The sequence below is a fragment of the Geodermatophilus sp. SYSU D00698 genome, assembly GCF_054050335.1.
This window is the reverse complement of sequence record NZ_JBJGZD010000002.1, coordinates 254521-269433: the sequence shown is the minus strand read 5'-3', so window position 1 is coordinate 269433 and position 14913 is coordinate 254521. Positions and strand designations below refer to the sequence as shown.

The following is a 14913-nucleotide window of genomic DNA, read 5'->3' as shown; positions in this document are numbered from 1 at the left end:
CGTGACGGCGACCGGCTCGCTCGACCCCGCCCACTGGCAGCAGCGGCGGACGTCGTTCGGGTCGGTCGCCGCCGACTACGCCGCGCTGCGCCCGGGCTACCCGGCCGACGCGGTGGCGTTCCTGCTCGGGGACCGGCCGCGACGGGTGCTCGACCTGGGCGCCGGCACCGGCCTGCTCACCGACCTCCTCGCCGCCGCCGGGCACGAGGTGCTCGCCGTGGACCCGTCGGCGGAGATGCTCGCCCAGCTGCGGGCCCGGCACCCCGGCGTCCCGGCGCAGGTCGGCGGCGCGGAGGCGATCCCGCTGCCCGACGCGAGCGTGGACGCCGTGGTCGCGGGCCAGGCCGCGCACTGGTTCGACCCGGAGCCGGCCGCGGCGGAGCTGCGCCGGGTGCTGCGGCCCGGCGGCGTCGTCGGGTTCGTGTGGAACACCCGCGACGAGACCGTCCCCTGGGTCGCCGCCCTCGGCGCCGCGCTGGCCACCGAGGCCCGCGGCCACGAGGCCGACCAGGGCGTCGTGGCCGCGTTCGCCGCGGCGCTGCCCGCCGACGTCGCCACTGCGCGGTCGCGGATCGTCCAGCGGGTCCCGCCCGAGCAGGTCGTCGGGGGCATCGGCACCCGCAGCTACGTGGCGACGATGGCCCCCGACGCCCGCGCCGCCTTCCTCGGCGGCATCCGCGACCTGCTGGCCACCCACCCGGACACGGCCGGGCGCGACGTCCTCGAGCTGCCCTACCGCACCGACGCCCACCGGCTCACCCCGCGCTGACCGGCCGGGATCCCACGGCGAACACCCGGCGGAAGGGCAGCACCGTCGTCCCGTCCGGCCGCGCCGGGTAGGCCGCCCGCAGCGCCGCCGCGTACTCGGCGGTGAACGCGGCGGCGGCGGCGTCGTCGAGCAGCGCCAGCACCGGCCGCAGCACCGTGCTGCGCACCCAGCCCAGCACCGGGTCGGCGCCGCGCAGCACGTGCAGGTAGGTGGTCTCCCAGACGTCGGCGGACAGGCCCGCCGCCGTGAGGACGTCGAGGTAGCCCCCCGGGTCGAGCACCGGGTCGGGCGGGGGAGCGGCCGCGGCCAGGCGGGGCGCCCACCGCGGCGCGGCGCACAGCGCCGCGAGCAGCCGGTGGGTCGGGGCGCGGTGGTTGCCGGGCACCTGCAGCGCCACCCACCCGCCCGGGGCGAGGCCGGCGGTCCACCGCGCGAGCAGGTCGGCGTGCCCGGGCACCCAGTGCAGGACGGCGTTGGTGACGACGACGTCGACCGGGCCGTCCGGCCGCCAGTCGCGGACGTCGCCGGGCACGAAGCGCACCCGCCCAGGGACGGCGTGCGCGGCCGCGGCGGCCAGCATCTCCGGGGAGGAGTCGACGCCGGTCACCCGCGCGCCGGGCCAGCGCCGCGCGAGCGAGGCGGTCAGCTCCCCGGTGCCGCAGCCGAGGTCGACGACCTCACGCGGCCCGTGCGCGGCCACCCGGGCCACGAGGTCGGCGAACGGCCGCGCCCGCTCACCGGCGTGGCGCAGGTAGACGGCGGGGTCCCAGGCGGCGCTCACCCGCCGACCGTAGGACCCCGGGAGCGTCGTCCCCGGCCGGTACCGTGGACCGGCCGACGCCCACCCTCCACGACTCCCCGGGAGCCCCCGATCGACGCCTCTGGTCGCCTGCCCGGCCGCGGCCTGTTCGTCGCCTTCGAGGGTGGGGAGGGCGCCGGGAAGTCCACCCAGGTCCGGCGGCTGTTCGACTGGCTGGGCCTGGTCGAGGTGCCGGCCAGGGTGACCCACGAGCCCGGCGGCACGCCGCCCGGCGCCCGCATCCGCGCGCTGCTGCTCGACCCGGCCAGCGCCGGGCTGTCCCCGCGCGCCGAGGCGCTGCTCTACGCCGCCGACCGCGCGCACCACGTCGACACGGTGGTCCGCCCGGCGCTCGAGGCCGGCGAGGTGGTGGTCACCGACCGCTACGTCGACAGCTCGCTGGCCTACCAGGGCGCCGGCCGGGCGCTCGCCCTCGACGAGGTCCGGCGGCTGTCGGCCTGGGCCACCGGCGGCCTGGTGCCCGACCTCACCGTGCTGCTGGACCTGCCGCCCGAGGCGGGCCTGGCGCGCGCCCGCGGCCGCGCCGCCGCCGACCGGCTGGAGTCGGAGTCGGTGGAGTTCCACGAGCGGGTCCGCGCCACCTTCCTCGACCTCGCCGCCGCCGAGCCCGGGCGCTACCTCGTGCTCGACGCGCGGCGCCCCGCCGACGAGCTCGCCACGGCCGTCCGCGAGCGGGTCGGCGCGCTCATGCCGGGGAGGGTGGCGTGAGCACGGCCGACGGCGTCTGGGCGGAGGTCGTCGGCCAGCCGGCGGTGGTCGCGGAGCTCCGGGCCGCCGTCGCGCAGCCCGCGGCGATGACCCACGCCTGGCTGTTCACCGGGCCGCCCGGGTCCGGCCGCTCGGTGGCCGCGCGCGCCTTCGCCGCGGCGCTGCAGTGCCCCGCCGGCGGTGACGGCACCTGCCACGCCTGCCGGACGGTGCTCGCCGGCACCCACGCCGACGTGCAGACCGTCGCCCCCGAGGGCCTGTCGATCGGCGTCGTCGAGGCGCGCGAGCTGGTCCGGCTGGCCGGGCGGGCGCCGTCGCAGGGCCGCTGGCAGGTCGTCGTCGTCGAGGACGCCGACCGCATGACCGAGCAGGCCTCCAACGCCGTGCTCAAGATGATCGAGGAGCCGCCCCCGCGGACGGTCTTCCTGCTCTGCGCGCCGAGCCTGCACCCCGAGGACGTGCCGGTCACCATCCGCTCGCGCTGCCGCGTCGTGAGCCTGCGGACGCCGCCGGTCGACGCGGTCGCCGACGTGCTGGTGCGCCGCGACGGGATCGACCCGGCGCTGGCGGCCTGGGCGGCGGCCGCGGCCGGCGGGCACGTCGGGCGGGCCCGGCACCTGGCCCGCGACGAGGACGCGCGGCTGGCCCGCAAGGCCGTGCTCGACGTCCCGCTGTCGCTGGTGTCGCTGGCCGCCTGCCTCACCGCCGCCGACGACCTGGTCAGCGCGGCGAAGGAGGAGTCCGACCGGACCACCGCGGCCCTCGACGACGCGGAGACCGAGGCCGTGAAGACGAGCCTCGGCGTCGGCGCGCGGGGGCCCGGGGTGGCCGCCGCCCGGGGCGGTGCCGGGGTGCTCAAGGACCTCGAGAAGCGGCAGAAGAGCCGCGCCACCCGGCTCGGCCGCGACTCGCTGGACCGCGCGCTGGTCGACCTCGCCGCGCTCTACCGCGACGCGCTGGTGCTCGCCGCCGCGGGGGAGCACTCGCCGGTGCTGTCGCACCCCGACCGGCGGGCCGACGCCGAGGAGCTGGCCCGGCGGATCGGCGCCGAGGGCGCGCTGCGCCGGATCGACGCCGTCCTGGCCTGCCGCACCGCGCTGGAGCAGAACGTGAAGCCGCAGGTCGCCGTCGAGGCGCTCACCGTGGCGCTGCGCCTGCCCACCCCGTGACCGCCGGGCCTGCGCGGGCGCGGCGGATCGGTGTCGTACTCTGGACGCCGCACGCCCGCCGCCTTAGCTCAGTCGGTAGAGCATCTCACTCGTAATGAGAAGGTCGTCGGTTCGATTCCGACAGGCGGCTCACCACCCAGCGGCCCTCCCCTCCCGGGGAGGGCCGCTGCGTCGTCCCTGGGGACCGTGGTCCCGCTCTGGCACGATCCGCCCGTGGCCACCGGACCCGACGGGCAGCGCCTGCGCGACCTCGCGCGGCTGCGCCGCGTCCGCGACCGGATCGACCGCGAGTACGCCCAGCCGCTCGACGTCGAGGCGCTCGCCCGGGGCGTGCACGTGTCGGCCGGGCACCTCAGCCGCGAGTTCCGCCGCGCCTACGGGGAGTCGCCGTACTCGTACCTGATGACCCGGCGCATCGAGCGGGCGATGGCGCTGCTGCGCCGGGGCGACCTGAGCGTCACCGAGGTCTGCTTCGCCGTCGGCTGCTCGTCGCTGGGCACGTTCAGCACCCGCTTCACCGAGCTGGTCGGCATGCCGCCGAGCACCTACCGGCGCCTCGCGGCCGGGTCCACCGCCGGCATCCCGGCGTGCGTCGCCAAGCAGGTCACCCGACCGGTCAGGAATCGAGAAGCCCCGGTGGGGACGCCGTCCCTAGCGTGACCGCCATGGACCTCACCATCCACTACGCCTTCCTCCCGCACGACGACCCGGAGGCCTCGCTGGCCTTCTACCGCGACACCCTGGGCTTCGAGCTCCGCAACGACGTCGGGTACGGGGGGATGCGCTGGCTGACCGTGGGCCCGCCCGGCCAGCCCGCGACCTCGATCGTCCTGCACCCGCCGGCGGCCGACCCCGGCGTCACCGACGACGAGCGCCGCACCATCACCGAGATGATGGCCAAGGGCACCTACGCCTCCATCGTCCTGGCCACGAAGGACCTCGACGGCGCCTTCGAGCGGCTGCAGGCCGGCGACGCCGAGGTCGTCCAGGAGCCGGCCGAGCAGCCCTACGGCGTCCGCGACTTCGCCGTCCGGGACCCCGCGGGCAACCTCGTCCGCGTCCAGGAGGCCGGCTGAGCCGCCCGCCGTCCCGAGCGCACGACGCCCGCCCGGGGCCGGCCGGACGGGCGTCGCCCCGTGCCGGCCGTCACCCCCACCAGGTAGACAGCGAACGCGCCGACGACGGCGGCGCCCACCGGATGGAGAGACGATGAGCACCGCCACCAGCACCGGCCGGCAGGCGTCCGGGTCGCACGCGGCCGACTCCCACGACCGCATCCGCGTGCACGGCGCGCGGGAGAACAACCTCAAGGACGTCAGCGTCGAGCTCCCCAAGCGCCGGCTCACGGTGTTCACCGGCGTCTCCGGCTCGGGCAAGAGCTCGCTGGTGTTCGGCACGATCGCCGCGGAGTCCCAGCGGCTGATCAACGAGACCTACAGCGCCTTCGTGCAGGGCTTCATGCCCACGCTGGCCCGCCCCGACGTCGACGTCCTCGACGGCCTGACGACGGCGATCATCGTCGACCAGGAGCGCATGGGCGCCAACCCGCGCTCCACGGTCGGCACCGCCACCGACGCCAACGCGATGCTGCGCATCCTGTTCAGCCGGCTCGGGCAGCCGCACGTCGGCGGGCCCCAGGCGTTCTCCTTCAACGTCGCCTCGATCAGCGGCGCCGGCGCGGTGAAGGTCGAGCGGGGCGGCCGCGAGGTCAAGGAGCGCCGGGAGTTCAGCATCACCGGCGGCATGTGCCCGCGCTGCGAGGGCATGGGCCGGGTCAACGACATCGACCTGTCCGCCCTCTACGACGAGCGCAAGTCGCTCGACGAGGGCGCGCTGACCGTCCCCGGCTACAGCATGGACGGCTGGTACGGCCGCGTCTTCGCCGGCGCCGGGCTGCCCATGGACAAGCCGATCGCACAGTTCACGGAGTGGGAGCTGGACACGCTCCTGTACAGCGCGCCGACCAAGATCAAGGTCGAGGGGATCAACCTCACCTACGAGGGCCTCGTCCCCAGGATCCAGAAGTCGATGCTGTCCAAGGACGTCGACGCGCTGCAGCCGCACGTCCGCGCCTTCGTCGAGCGGGCGATCACCTTCACGACCTGCCCCGGGTGCGGCGGCTCCCGGCTCAGCGAGGCCGCCCGGTCCTCGAGGATCTGCGGGGCCAGCATCGCCGACCTCTGCGCGATGCAGATCAGCGACCTCGCCGAGTGGGTCCGCGACCTCGACGAGGCCTCGGTGGCCCCGCTGCTCACGGCGCTGCGGGAGACGCTGGACTCCTTCGTCGAGATCGGGCTGGGCTACCTCTCCCTCGACCGCCCCTCGGGCACGCTGTCCGGGGGCGAGGCCCAGCGCACCAAGATGATCCGGCACCTCGGCTCCGCCCTCACCGACGTCACCTACGTCTTCGACGAGCCGACCGTCGGCCTGCACCCGCACGACATCCAGCGGATGAACGACCTGCTGCGGCAGCTGCGGGACAAGGGCAACACCGTGCTCGTCGTCGAGCACAAGCCGGAGGCGATCGCGATCGCCGACCACGTCGTCGACCTCGGCCCCGGGGCCGGCACCGCCGGCGGCGAGGTGGTGTTCGAGGGCACCGTCGAGGGACTGCGGGCCAGCGGCACGCTGACCGGGCGGCACCTGGACGACCGGGCGGCGCTCAAGACGTCGGTGCGCACGCCGACCGGTGCGCTCGAGGTCCGCGGCGCCCGCACGCACAACCTGCAGGGCGTCGACGTCGACATCCCGCTCGGCGTGCTCGTCGTCGTCACCGGGGTGGCCGGGTCGGGCAAGAGTTCGCTGGTCCACGGGTCGGTGGCGGGCCGGGAGGGCGTGGTGACCGTCGACCAGACCGCGATCCGCGGCTCGCGGCGGAGCAACCCGGCCACCTACACCGGGCTGCTGGAGCCGATCCGCAAGGCGTTCGCCAAGGCCAACGGCGTCAAACCCGCGCTGTTCAGCGCCAACTCCGAGGGCGCCTGCCCCACCTGCAACGGTGCGGGCGTCGTCTACACCGACCTCGGGATGATGGCCGGCGTCGCCACCCCCTGCGAGCAGTGCGAGGGCCGGCGGTTCGACGCCTCGGTGCTCGAGTACCACCTCGGCGGCAAGGACATCAGCGAGGTGCTGGCGATGCCGGTCGCCGAGGCCCGGGAGTTCTTCGGGTCCGGCGAGGCCCGCACGCCCGCCGCGGCGAGGGTCCTCGACCGGCTCGCCGACGTCGGGCTCGGCTACCTCACCCTCGGCCAGCCGCTCACCACGCTGTCCGGCGGCGAGCGGCAGCGGCTCAAGCTGGCCGCCCAGATGGCCGACGAGGGGGCCGTCTACGTGCTCGACGAGCCGACCACCGGCCTGCACCTCGCCGACGTCGAGAACCTGCTCGCCCTCCTCGACCGGCTCGTCGACTCCGGCCGGTCGGTGGTCGTGATCGAGCACCACCAGGCGGTCATGGCGCACGCCGACTGGATCGTCGACCTGGGGCCCGGGGCCGGCCACGACGGCGGCCGGGTCGTCTTCGAGGGCACGCCCGCCGACCTCGTCGCCGCCCGCTCCACCCTCACCGGCGAGCACCTCGCGGCCTACGTCGGCGCCTGACGGGGAGCTCCCCGGTCCCTCTCCTTCGAGGGGGGACCGGGAGCCGCGGACTCACAAGGGGAACAGGAGCGGTCGATACCTCTCCCGTCGGTGCCCGGGACCGCAGGGCGCCGGAGGGGGGATCCATGCACCACGACGCCGGCACGTCCACACTCACCACACGACTGGTCCTGCGGCTGGCCGCCGACCTCGGCGGTGACGGCTCGGCCGACCGGGTCCTGGCACGGTCCGGGCTGGGCGACCGCCGGGCGGAGCTCGAGGGCCTGCACGGCCGGGTGCCCTACGCGGTCAAGTCGGCGCTCCTGGACGCGGTGGCCACCGAGCTCGGCGACCCGCGGATCGGGCTGCGCCTCGGGGAGGCCGCACTGCAGGACGAGGCGCTCGCGCCGTTCCGGGCGGTGGTCCGGGCCCTGGGCTCGCCGGAGGCCGTGCTGCGCTCGGTGTCGCGGGTGTCGACCCGGCTGGACACCGCCACGGTCTTCCGCTGCCTCGGCACGGACCCGGGCGCCGCCCGCGTGGGGTGGCGGGTCCTGCCGCCGAACGTCCCGAACCGGGTCGACTGCGACTACAACGCCGGGATGCTCCGGCAGGTGACCGTCGTCTTCGGGCTCCCCGCGGCGGAGGTGCGGCACGAGACCTGCCAGGTCGACGGCGCCCCGGAGTGCGTCTACGAGGTGAGCTGGGTGCCGCGGCGCAGGACCTCGCGGAGACCGTGGCGCCGGCGGCCCGCGGCCCGGACCGACCTGGACGCGGCGCTGCTGTCCGACGAGCGGCTGGCGATCCTGCAGGACGCGGTCGGTGACCTGGTCTGCGGTGCCGACCTCGAGCAGACCCTAGACCGCATCACGTCCCGCGCGGACCGGGCGCTGCACGCCCCCGGCCACCTGCTCGACGTCCGCCTGCCGGACGGGACCCGGCACGTCCGGGCCCGGGGTCTCGGCTCGCAGGTCGCGGACCACCTCGGCGACACCGTCCTGCAGCCCGGTCTCCAGCGGGTGGGGGACGCGGAGGTGCTGGCCGTGCCGGTGGCCACGGCCGACCGGACCCACGGCGTCCTCGCCGCCGTCCTGTGGCCGGGGCAGGCGTTCTTCCCCGAGGACGAGGCGGTGCTGGCCGCCTTCGCCCGGCACGCCGCCGTGGGTCTGCGGACGTCGGCACTGCTCGCCGAGGCCCGGGAGCACGAGGAGACCGCCCGCCTGCTGCTCACCGTGGCGAGGTCCCTCGCCGGCCAGCCGTCGGTGCAGCGGATCGCCCAGGCGGTCGCCGAGGCGGTGCCGGTGCTCTCCTCGGCCGACCGCTCGGCGGTCGCCCTGTGGGAGTCCGGCGGGGAGTCGGTCCGGGTCGCGGGGGCCAGCGGCTGGAGCGGCGAGCTGGCCGACCGCATCGCCCGCTACGCGACCGACACCTCGCAGAGCCCGGAGCTGTGCGAGATCGTCCGGCACGGCCGGCCGATGCTCGTCGACGCCTCGGGCTCATCCTGGGCGCGCGGCGTCCTGGAGGAGTTCGGTGTGCGCGCCATGGCCGGTGTGCCGATCGCCGTCGGGAAGCGGTTCGTCGGCGTCGTGCTGGCGCACTGGGTGCACCGCGAGCCGCCCGCCGTGCTCGGCGAGCCGCTCGTCGAGCGCCTGTGGGGCCTGGCCGGCATCGCCGGCGTGGCGTTGGAGAACAGCCGGCTGGCGGGGGAGGTCGAGTGGCGGGCCGCGCACGACGCCCTCACCGGGCTGCCGAACCGCGAGACGTTCGAGGCGCACCTGCGGCAGCTCGTGGCGCGCGACGACGGGTCCGCCGACTGTGCGGTGCTGTTCTGCGACGTCAGCCGGCTGAGCAGGGTCAACCAGAGCCTCGGTCACGAGGCCGGCGACGAGGTCCTGCGGCAGGTCGCCGACCGGCTCCGGTCGGTGTTGCGCGAGGGGGACGTGCTGGCCCGGTACAGCGGTGACCAGTTCGTCGTCGCCCTCCCGGGGGTCGCGGCCACGGGGCTCGCGGCACTCGGGGACCGGGTCGCCGCCGCCTGCACGACCCCGGTGACCGTGGCCGGGGAGGACGTCTTCGTCGACCTCGTGACCGGCGCGGCGGCGACGGACACCCCGGACGCGCCCGCGGTGTCGGCCCGGGACCTCGTCGCCCGGGCCGCCGAGGACCTGCAGCGGGCCAAGGCCCGGCTGCACGGCGGCCGCAGCACGCGGACCGCCTCGGCGCACGAGCTGCGGCTGGAGACCGACCTGCACGGCGCCCTGGCGCGCGGGGAGATCGAGGTCCACTACCAGCCGCAGGTCGACCTGGTCAGCGGGCGGGTGGCGGCCGTGGAGGCGCTGGTCCGGTGGCGTCACCCCGAGCTCGGCTCCGTCCCCCCGGACGTGTTCGTCCCCCTCGCCGAGGCCGGCGGCCTGATCGGGGACCTCGGCGCGCACGTCCTCCGCGAGGCCTGCGCCACGGTCGCGCGGTGGCGGCGCGAGGGGCTCGACCTGGACGTGGCCGTCAACGTGTCCCCGCTCCAGCTCGCCGCCCCCGACTTCGCCGACCTGGTCGAGGCGGTCCTGCTGGAGACCGGGCTGCCGTGCCGGGCGCTGACGGTGGAGGTCACCGAGAGCCAGGTGCTGTCGGAGGCCGCGGTGCGCAACGGGCACCTCGCGCGCCTGCGCGGGCTCGGCGTCGGCGTGTCCGTCGACGACTTCGGCACCGGGTGGTCCTCCCTGACGCAGCTGCGCCGGCTCCCGGTGACCGAGGTCAAGATCGACCGCTCCTTCACGGCGGGGATGACCGACGGCGACGGCCCGGTCGTGGCCGGGGTCGTCGGCCTGGGCCGTGGTCTCGGGCTGCGCGTGGTCGCCGAGGGGGTCGAGACCGCCGAGCAGGTCCGCCGGCTCACCGCCCTCGGGTGCGACCGGGTGCAGGGGTACCTGGTCGGCCGGCCCGCCCCGGCCGGGGAGCTCGCGGAGCGGCTGCACGGGGCCCCCGTCCTGCCGGCCGACGTGCCGCGGCCGCGGGTGCCCGTCTCCGGCTGAGGCCGTCGGCGTGCCCCGCCGGCACCTCACCCGGCGGGGGTGGGGGGACCCGCCGGAGGCGCGCCCGACTGGAGTCCCGTGTCCTCGCTGCCGATGGGAGTGGGGAACGTGACCGCGAGGAGCCGCCGCGTGCCGGGTGGTCCGACGGCGTCACGTGGGTGACCAGGTGAGCGAGGAGAGCGACGATGGGGACGCCGGGAGTCGACTACCCCGAGGACAGGGCCGTGCTCGACGTGAAGGCGGTCAGCCGGGACGACGTGCTGACCAGCTTCGTCGAGGAGGCGACGGGCGGCGAGCTCGTCGTCAGCGTCGGTGAGGACGCCTCGCGGCGCCGCGTCCGCCTCGACGTGGGCGAGCGCATGGAGCTCATCTGGCGGGGGCCCGAGGAGCTGCGCTCCCTGCCGGTGGAGCTGGTCGAGGTCCGCACCGGCGACGCGCCGACCTGGCGGCTGCGGGTCGTCGGCCCCGCCTCGCGCGGTCAGCGGCGGGCCGCGGTCCGCAGCCCGCTGTCGGTCCCCGTCGAGCTGGGCAGCGGTGACGCGCTCCTGTCGGGGACCAGCGTCGACCTCAGCGAGGGCGGCATGCGCTGCATCCTCGGCGGCAGGCGGGAGGTGGGCGCGGCGCTGGAGGTCGGCGCGGTCCTCCCGGTGACCGTGGACCTGGACGGCACCCGGGTGTCGGCCAAGGCCGAGGTCGTCCGGCGTCACCCGCGCGAGGACGAGCGCACGGAGCTGTCGCTGCGCTTCGTGGGCCTGGGGGAGAAGCGCGAGGACCTCATCCGCCGGCGGGTGTTCGCCGAGCTGCGCGACCTGCGCTCCCGCGGCCTCATCTGACCCCGGCGCGCTGCGCCAGACTGCCGGCGTGGACAGAGCCCTCCTCAGCGCCGTCGCCCACCGCTGGCACCCGGTCGCGGCCCCCGTCTCCGACGACGCCCTCGCCCGGCTGGTCGCGCGGCTGGCCCCGCCCGAGGGCGGCCGGGTGCTCGACCTCGGCTGTGGCTCCGGCGCCTGGCTGCTGCCGCTGGTGGCCGCCCACCCCGGCGTCGTCGGCGTCGGCGTGGACACCTCCGCCCCCGCCCTGGACGCCGCCCGGGACCGCGCCGCGCTCGGCGGCCTGGTCGGCCGGGTCGACCTCGTGGAGGCCGACGCGGCGGCCTGGCGCGGTGGGCGGTTCGACGTCGTCGTCTGCATCGGCGCCACGCACGTCTTCGGCGGGCCGGCCGGGACCCTCGACGCGGTGCGCGGCCACCTGCGCCCCGGCGGCCGGGTGCTGTTCGGCGACGGCTTCTGGGAGGCCGGGCCCGGTGAGGCGGCGCTGGCCGGCCTCGGCGCCGAGCCCGGCGAGCTGCCGGACCTGCCCGGGCTGCTGGCCGAGGTGACCCGGGCCGGCTTCGAGCCCGGCTACGGCCACCTGTCCACGCTCGCCGAGTGGGACGAGTACGAGTGGTGCTGGACCGGCGCGGTCACCGAGTGGGCGCTGGCCGAGGCGACCGGGGAGGACCGCGCCGCGGCCCTGGAGGCCGCCCGCACGCACCGGCGGCAGTGGCTGGAGGGCTACCGCGGCGAGCTGGGGTTCCTGACCGTCGTCCTGCACGACACGAGGCGCTGAGTCGTCCTGCGCGGCACCCGGCGCCGGCACGACGACGGCGGTGCACCCCGCGGAGGGGTGCACCGCCGTGCGTCGTCCGTCGTGCGCTCGGAGGGCCGGTGGACGGCCCGGGGGGCGGCGGTCAGTGGCCGCCGGCCTCCTGGGCCCGCTTGATGGAGGCGTCGATCTCGGCCTGGGCCTCGGCCCGGCCGACCCACTCGGCGCCCTCGACCGACTTGCCCGGCTCGAGGTCCTTGTAGGTCTCGAAGAAGTGCTGGATCTCCAGCCGGTCGAACTCCGAGACGTCGGTGATGTCCTGCAGGTGGGCCATGCGCGGGTCGGTGGCCGGGACGGTGAGGACCTTGTCGTCCCCGCCCTTCTCGTCGGTCATCCGGAACATGCCGATGGCCCGGCAGGTGATGAGGCACCCGGGGAAGGTCGGCTCCTCGAGCAGCACGAGGGCGTCGAGCGGGTCGCCGTCCTGACCCAGGGTGTTCTCGATGTACCCGTAGTCGGCCGGGTACCGCGTGGAGGTGAACAGCATCCGGTCGAGCCGGATGCGTCCGGTGGCGTGGTCCAGCTCGTACTTGTTGCGCTGGCCCTTGGGGATCTCGATCGTCACGTCGAACTGCACGGCACGTAGTGTGGCCCACCGGTATCAGGCCCACCGGCGCAGGTCCGCCCCGGGGTCTCGTACGGGGGGTGGGCACCATCGCGCCGAGCGGTCCGACGACGGTCACGCCGAGCTACCGGCGGCTGCGCCGGCGCCTGCTGGTCAGCGCCCTGGCGGTGCTGCTGGTGGCCGCGCTGGTCGCCGGCGGGGTGCTGTTCCTGACCAGGGACGACGCCCCGGACGCCACCGCCGGTCCCGCCGCGGTGCTGCCCGACGCCGGCGACCCCGCGCCCGTGCTCGCCGCGCTCCCCTCCGACGCGCCGACCCCCGACCCCACCGTGCTCGCCGCCGAGCTGGGCCCGCTGCTGGCGGTCCCGGCGCTGGCCCGCGGGGTGAACGCCGAGGTGGTCGACGTCGCCTCGGGGGAGACGCTGGTCGACCAGGGCGCGGGCGACCCGGTCACCCCGGCCTCGACCGCCAAGCTGCTCACCGCCGTCGCGGCGCTGACCGCCCTGGACCCCGACGACACGCTCGAGACGACGGTCGTGGCCGGGTCGGCCCCGGACGAGGTCGTCCTCGTCGGCGGCGGCGACCCGACCCTGTCCACGACCAGCCCCTCGCTCACCTACCCCGGGGCGGCCACCGTCGCCGACCTCGCGGCCCAGGTGCTGGCCGCGCTCCCGCCGGGCACGACGGTGAGCCGGGTCGTCGTCGACACCTCGCTGTTCGAGGGGCCGCTGACCGCGGAGGGCTGGGGACCGGAGGACGCGCCCTCCGGCTACGCCGCCCCGGTCACCGCGGCCGCGGTGGACGGCGCGCGGGTGGTCCCGGGGGAGAACGCCCGCAGCGGCCAGCCGGGCACCGACGCCGGGCGGGCGCTGGCCGAGGCGCTGGGCGTGCCCGACGCGGCCGTCGAGCTCGGCGAGGCCCCCGACGGCGCCACGACGCTGGGCAGCGTCCGCTCGGCGCCGGTCGCCCGGCTGGTCGAGCAGGCGCTGTCGCAGTCGGACAACCTGCTGGCCGACTCCCTGGCCCGCCACGTCGCCCTGGCCCGCGGCCTGCCGCCCACCTTCGAGGGCTCGGCGGAGGCGGTCACCGGGGCGCTGGCCGACGCCGGCCTCGACACCACCGACGTCGAGCTGTACGACGGCAGCGGGCTGTCCCGGCTGGACCTGGTCACCCCCGACCTGCTCGCCGACGTGGTCGCCGGCGCCGCCGACGGCTCGCTGCCCGGCGCCTCGGCGGTCGTCTCCGGGCTGGCCGTGGCCGGCTACGACGGCACGCTCGCCGACCGCGGTGACGCCGACCCGGCCACCGCCCCCGGCGCGGTGCGCGGCAAGACCGGCACGCTGCTCGGCGTGCACGCCCTGGCCGGCACGGTGGTCACCGCCGACGGCCGGCTGCTGGCCTACGCGCTGGTGGCCAACGGCACCACCGGCGGCGGCGGGCCCGAGGAGGCGGCGCTGGACGCGGTGGCCGCGGCGCTCGCCTCCTGCGGGTGCCGCTGAACGGGGCCGACGCCCGGCCTCCCCGCGTACGGTGAGGTGATGACGAGCAGCGCACTGGTCGACTGGGAGCTCGCCGGGCGCACCGCCCGCCGGCTGGCCGGGCCCGGGCCCGCGACCACGCGGGAGGAGGCCGGCGCCGTCGTCCGCGAGTTGCACGAGGCCGCCGCGGCCGCCGTGGCCCACGTCGAGGGCCTGACCGGGCTGCACCCGGTCGCGGGCGGCCCCGTGCCGGAGGTCGCCGTCGTCGACCGGCCCGGCTGGATCGACGCCAACACCACCGGCATGGCGGCCCTGCTGGACCCGCTGGTCACCGCGCTCACCGAGCGCTCGGAGAGCCGGCCCGGGCCGCTGGCCACCGCGATCGGCTCGCGCGCCACCGGCGTCCAGGCCGGGGGGCTGCTGGCGTTCCTGTCCTCCCGCGTCCTCGGCCAGTACGAGGTGTTCGGCACCGGGGGGCGGCTGCTGCTGGTGGCGCCGAACGTCGTCGACGCCGAGCGCAAGCTGGGCGTGGACCCGACCGACTTCCGCATGTGGGTGTGCCTGCACGAGGTCACCCACCAGCTGCAGTTCACCGCCTTCCCGTGGCTGCGCGACCACCTCGAGGCACAGATCGCCGAGTTCGTCGAGGCCACCGACCTCAGCCCCGACGCGCTGCGCGACCGGATGTCCGACCTCGTCCGCGGGATCGCCGACGCCGTCCGCGGCGGGGACGGCGACGAGGGCTCCCAGGGGCTGATGGCGCTGGTGCGCGACCCCGAGCAGCGCGCCGTCCTCGACCGGGTCACCGCGGTGATGAGCCTGGTCGAGGGGCACGCCGAGTTCGTCATGGACGGCGTCGGCCCCGACGTCGTCCCCTCGGTCCGGACGCTGCGCAAGCGCTTCGCGCAGCGCCGCAAGGGCCGCGGCCCGTTCGACCGCGTGCTGCGCCGGCTGCTGGGCCTGGAGCAGAAGATGAAGCAGTACGCCGACGGGCGGACCTTCGTCGGCGGCGTCGTGGACCTCGTCGGCATGGAGGGCTTCAACCGGGTGTGGACCGGGCCGGAGACCCTGCCGCTGGTCGAGGAGCTCACCGACCCCGCCCGGTGGGTCGAGCGGGTGCACGGCCGCCCGGCCGTGACCGCCTGACCCCCGGGACGC

General features: G+C 76.6%; 13 protein-coding genes and 1 tRNA gene. 12 read left to right on the top strand and 2 right to left on the bottom strand.

From position 1 onward, the window contains the following. The first annotated feature begins 1 nt into the window (after window position 1). Entirely contained in the window at window positions 2–769 is a 768-nt protein-coding gene (locus ACI8AB_RS03060; protein WP_456948896.1) for a class I SAM-dependent methyltransferase, read from the top strand. On the opposite strand, the gene ACI8AB_RS03055 is transcribed toward ACI8AB_RS03060, so the two are convergent. Next, window positions 756–1550 carry a trans-aconitate 2-methyltransferase gene (locus ACI8AB_RS03055; protein ID WP_456948895.1) on the bottom strand — a complete coding sequence of 265 codons (795 nt, stop codon included), beginning with the start codon at window positions 1548–1550 and terminating at the stop codon, window positions 756–758. The two genes, ACI8AB_RS03060 and ACI8AB_RS03055, sit on opposite strands and share 14 nt — an antisense overlap. Between ACI8AB_RS03055 and tmk the strand changes: the two genes are divergently transcribed. From tmk to ACI8AB_RS03010, 9 genes are all read left to right on the top strand, one after another. Further along, a complete protein-coding gene (tmk, locus tag ACI8AB_RS03050) occupies window positions 1458–2297 on the top strand; it encodes a dTMP kinase (protein WP_456948894.1) in 840 nt (279 codons plus the stop codon). The two genes, ACI8AB_RS03055 and tmk, sit on opposite strands and share 93 nt — an antisense overlap. After that, window positions 2294–3466: a DNA polymerase III subunit delta' gene (locus ACI8AB_RS03045; protein ID WP_456948893.1), complete on the top strand. Its 1173-nt coding sequence runs from the start codon at window positions 2294–2296 to the stop codon at window positions 3464–3466. Before tmk ends, ACI8AB_RS03045 begins: the two co-directional genes overlap by 4 nt. A 57-nt stretch (window positions 3467–3523) precedes the next feature. Then, window positions 3524–3596 (top strand) — tRNA-Thr (locus ACI8AB_RS03040). 83 nt (window positions 3597–3679) lie between these two features. Continuing rightward, complete coding sequence (locus tag ACI8AB_RS03035; protein WP_456948892.1) at window positions 3680–4126, top strand: helix-turn-helix transcriptional regulator; 447 nt, start codon at window positions 3680–3682, stop codon at window positions 4124–4126. A 5-nt stretch (window positions 4127–4131) separates the two neighbouring features. After that, the gene (locus ACI8AB_RS03030) at window positions 4132–4542 is read left to right on the top strand and encodes a VOC family protein (RefSeq protein ID WP_456948891.1); all 411 of its coding nucleotides are present in this window, start codon (window positions 4132–4134) and stop codon (window positions 4540–4542) included. A gap of 133 nt (window positions 4543–4675) precedes the next feature. Next, on the top strand, window positions 4676–7063 hold the full coding sequence (locus ACI8AB_RS03025) for an ATP-binding cassette domain-containing protein (protein ID WP_456948890.1): 2388 nt from the start codon (window positions 4676–4678) through the stop codon (window positions 7061–7063). A gap of 125 nt (window positions 7064–7188) precedes the next feature. After that, window positions 7189–10068 (top strand): putative bifunctional diguanylate cyclase/phosphodiesterase, encoded by a 2880-nt coding sequence (locus ACI8AB_RS03020; RefSeq protein ID WP_456948889.1) that lies wholly within the window; start codon window positions 7189–7191, stop codon window positions 10066–10068. Between the two features lie 185 nt (window positions 10069–10253). After that, window positions 10254–10901 carry a flagellar brake protein gene (locus tag ACI8AB_RS03015; RefSeq protein WP_456948888.1) on the top strand — a complete coding sequence of 216 codons (648 nt, stop codon included), beginning with the start codon at window positions 10254–10256 and terminating at the stop codon, window positions 10899–10901. 28 nt (window positions 10902–10929) lie between these two features. Then, window positions 10930–11676 carry an SAM-dependent methyltransferase gene (locus ACI8AB_RS03010; RefSeq protein ID WP_456948887.1) on the top strand — a complete coding sequence of 249 codons (747 nt, stop codon included), beginning with the start codon at window positions 10930–10932 and terminating at the stop codon, window positions 11674–11676. A 121-nt stretch (window positions 11677–11797) separates the two neighbouring features. On the opposite strand, the gene ACI8AB_RS03005 is transcribed toward ACI8AB_RS03010, so the two are convergent. Continuing rightward, window positions 11798–12289 carry an inorganic diphosphatase gene (locus tag ACI8AB_RS03005; RefSeq protein WP_387987239.1) on the bottom strand — a complete coding sequence of 164 codons (492 nt, stop codon included), beginning with the start codon at window positions 12287–12289 and terminating at the stop codon, window positions 11798–11800. Between the two features lie 68 nt (window positions 12290–12357). Here ACI8AB_RS03005 and dacB point away from each other — a divergent pair, with 68 nt between their 5' ends. Beyond that, the gene (dacB, locus tag ACI8AB_RS03000; protein ID WP_456948886.1) at window positions 12358–13776 is read left to right on the top strand and encodes a D-alanyl-D-alanine carboxypeptidase/D-alanyl-D-alanine endopeptidase; all 1419 of its coding nucleotides are present in this window, start codon (window positions 12358–12360) and stop codon (window positions 13774–13776) included. Between the two features lie 39 nt (window positions 13777–13815). Continuing rightward, window positions 13816–14901, top strand: a complete 1086-nt coding sequence (locus ACI8AB_RS02995; protein WP_387987233.1) for a zinc-dependent metalloprotease — start codon at window positions 13816–13818, stop codon at window positions 14899–14901. Window positions 14902–14913 lie beyond the last annotated feature (12 nt).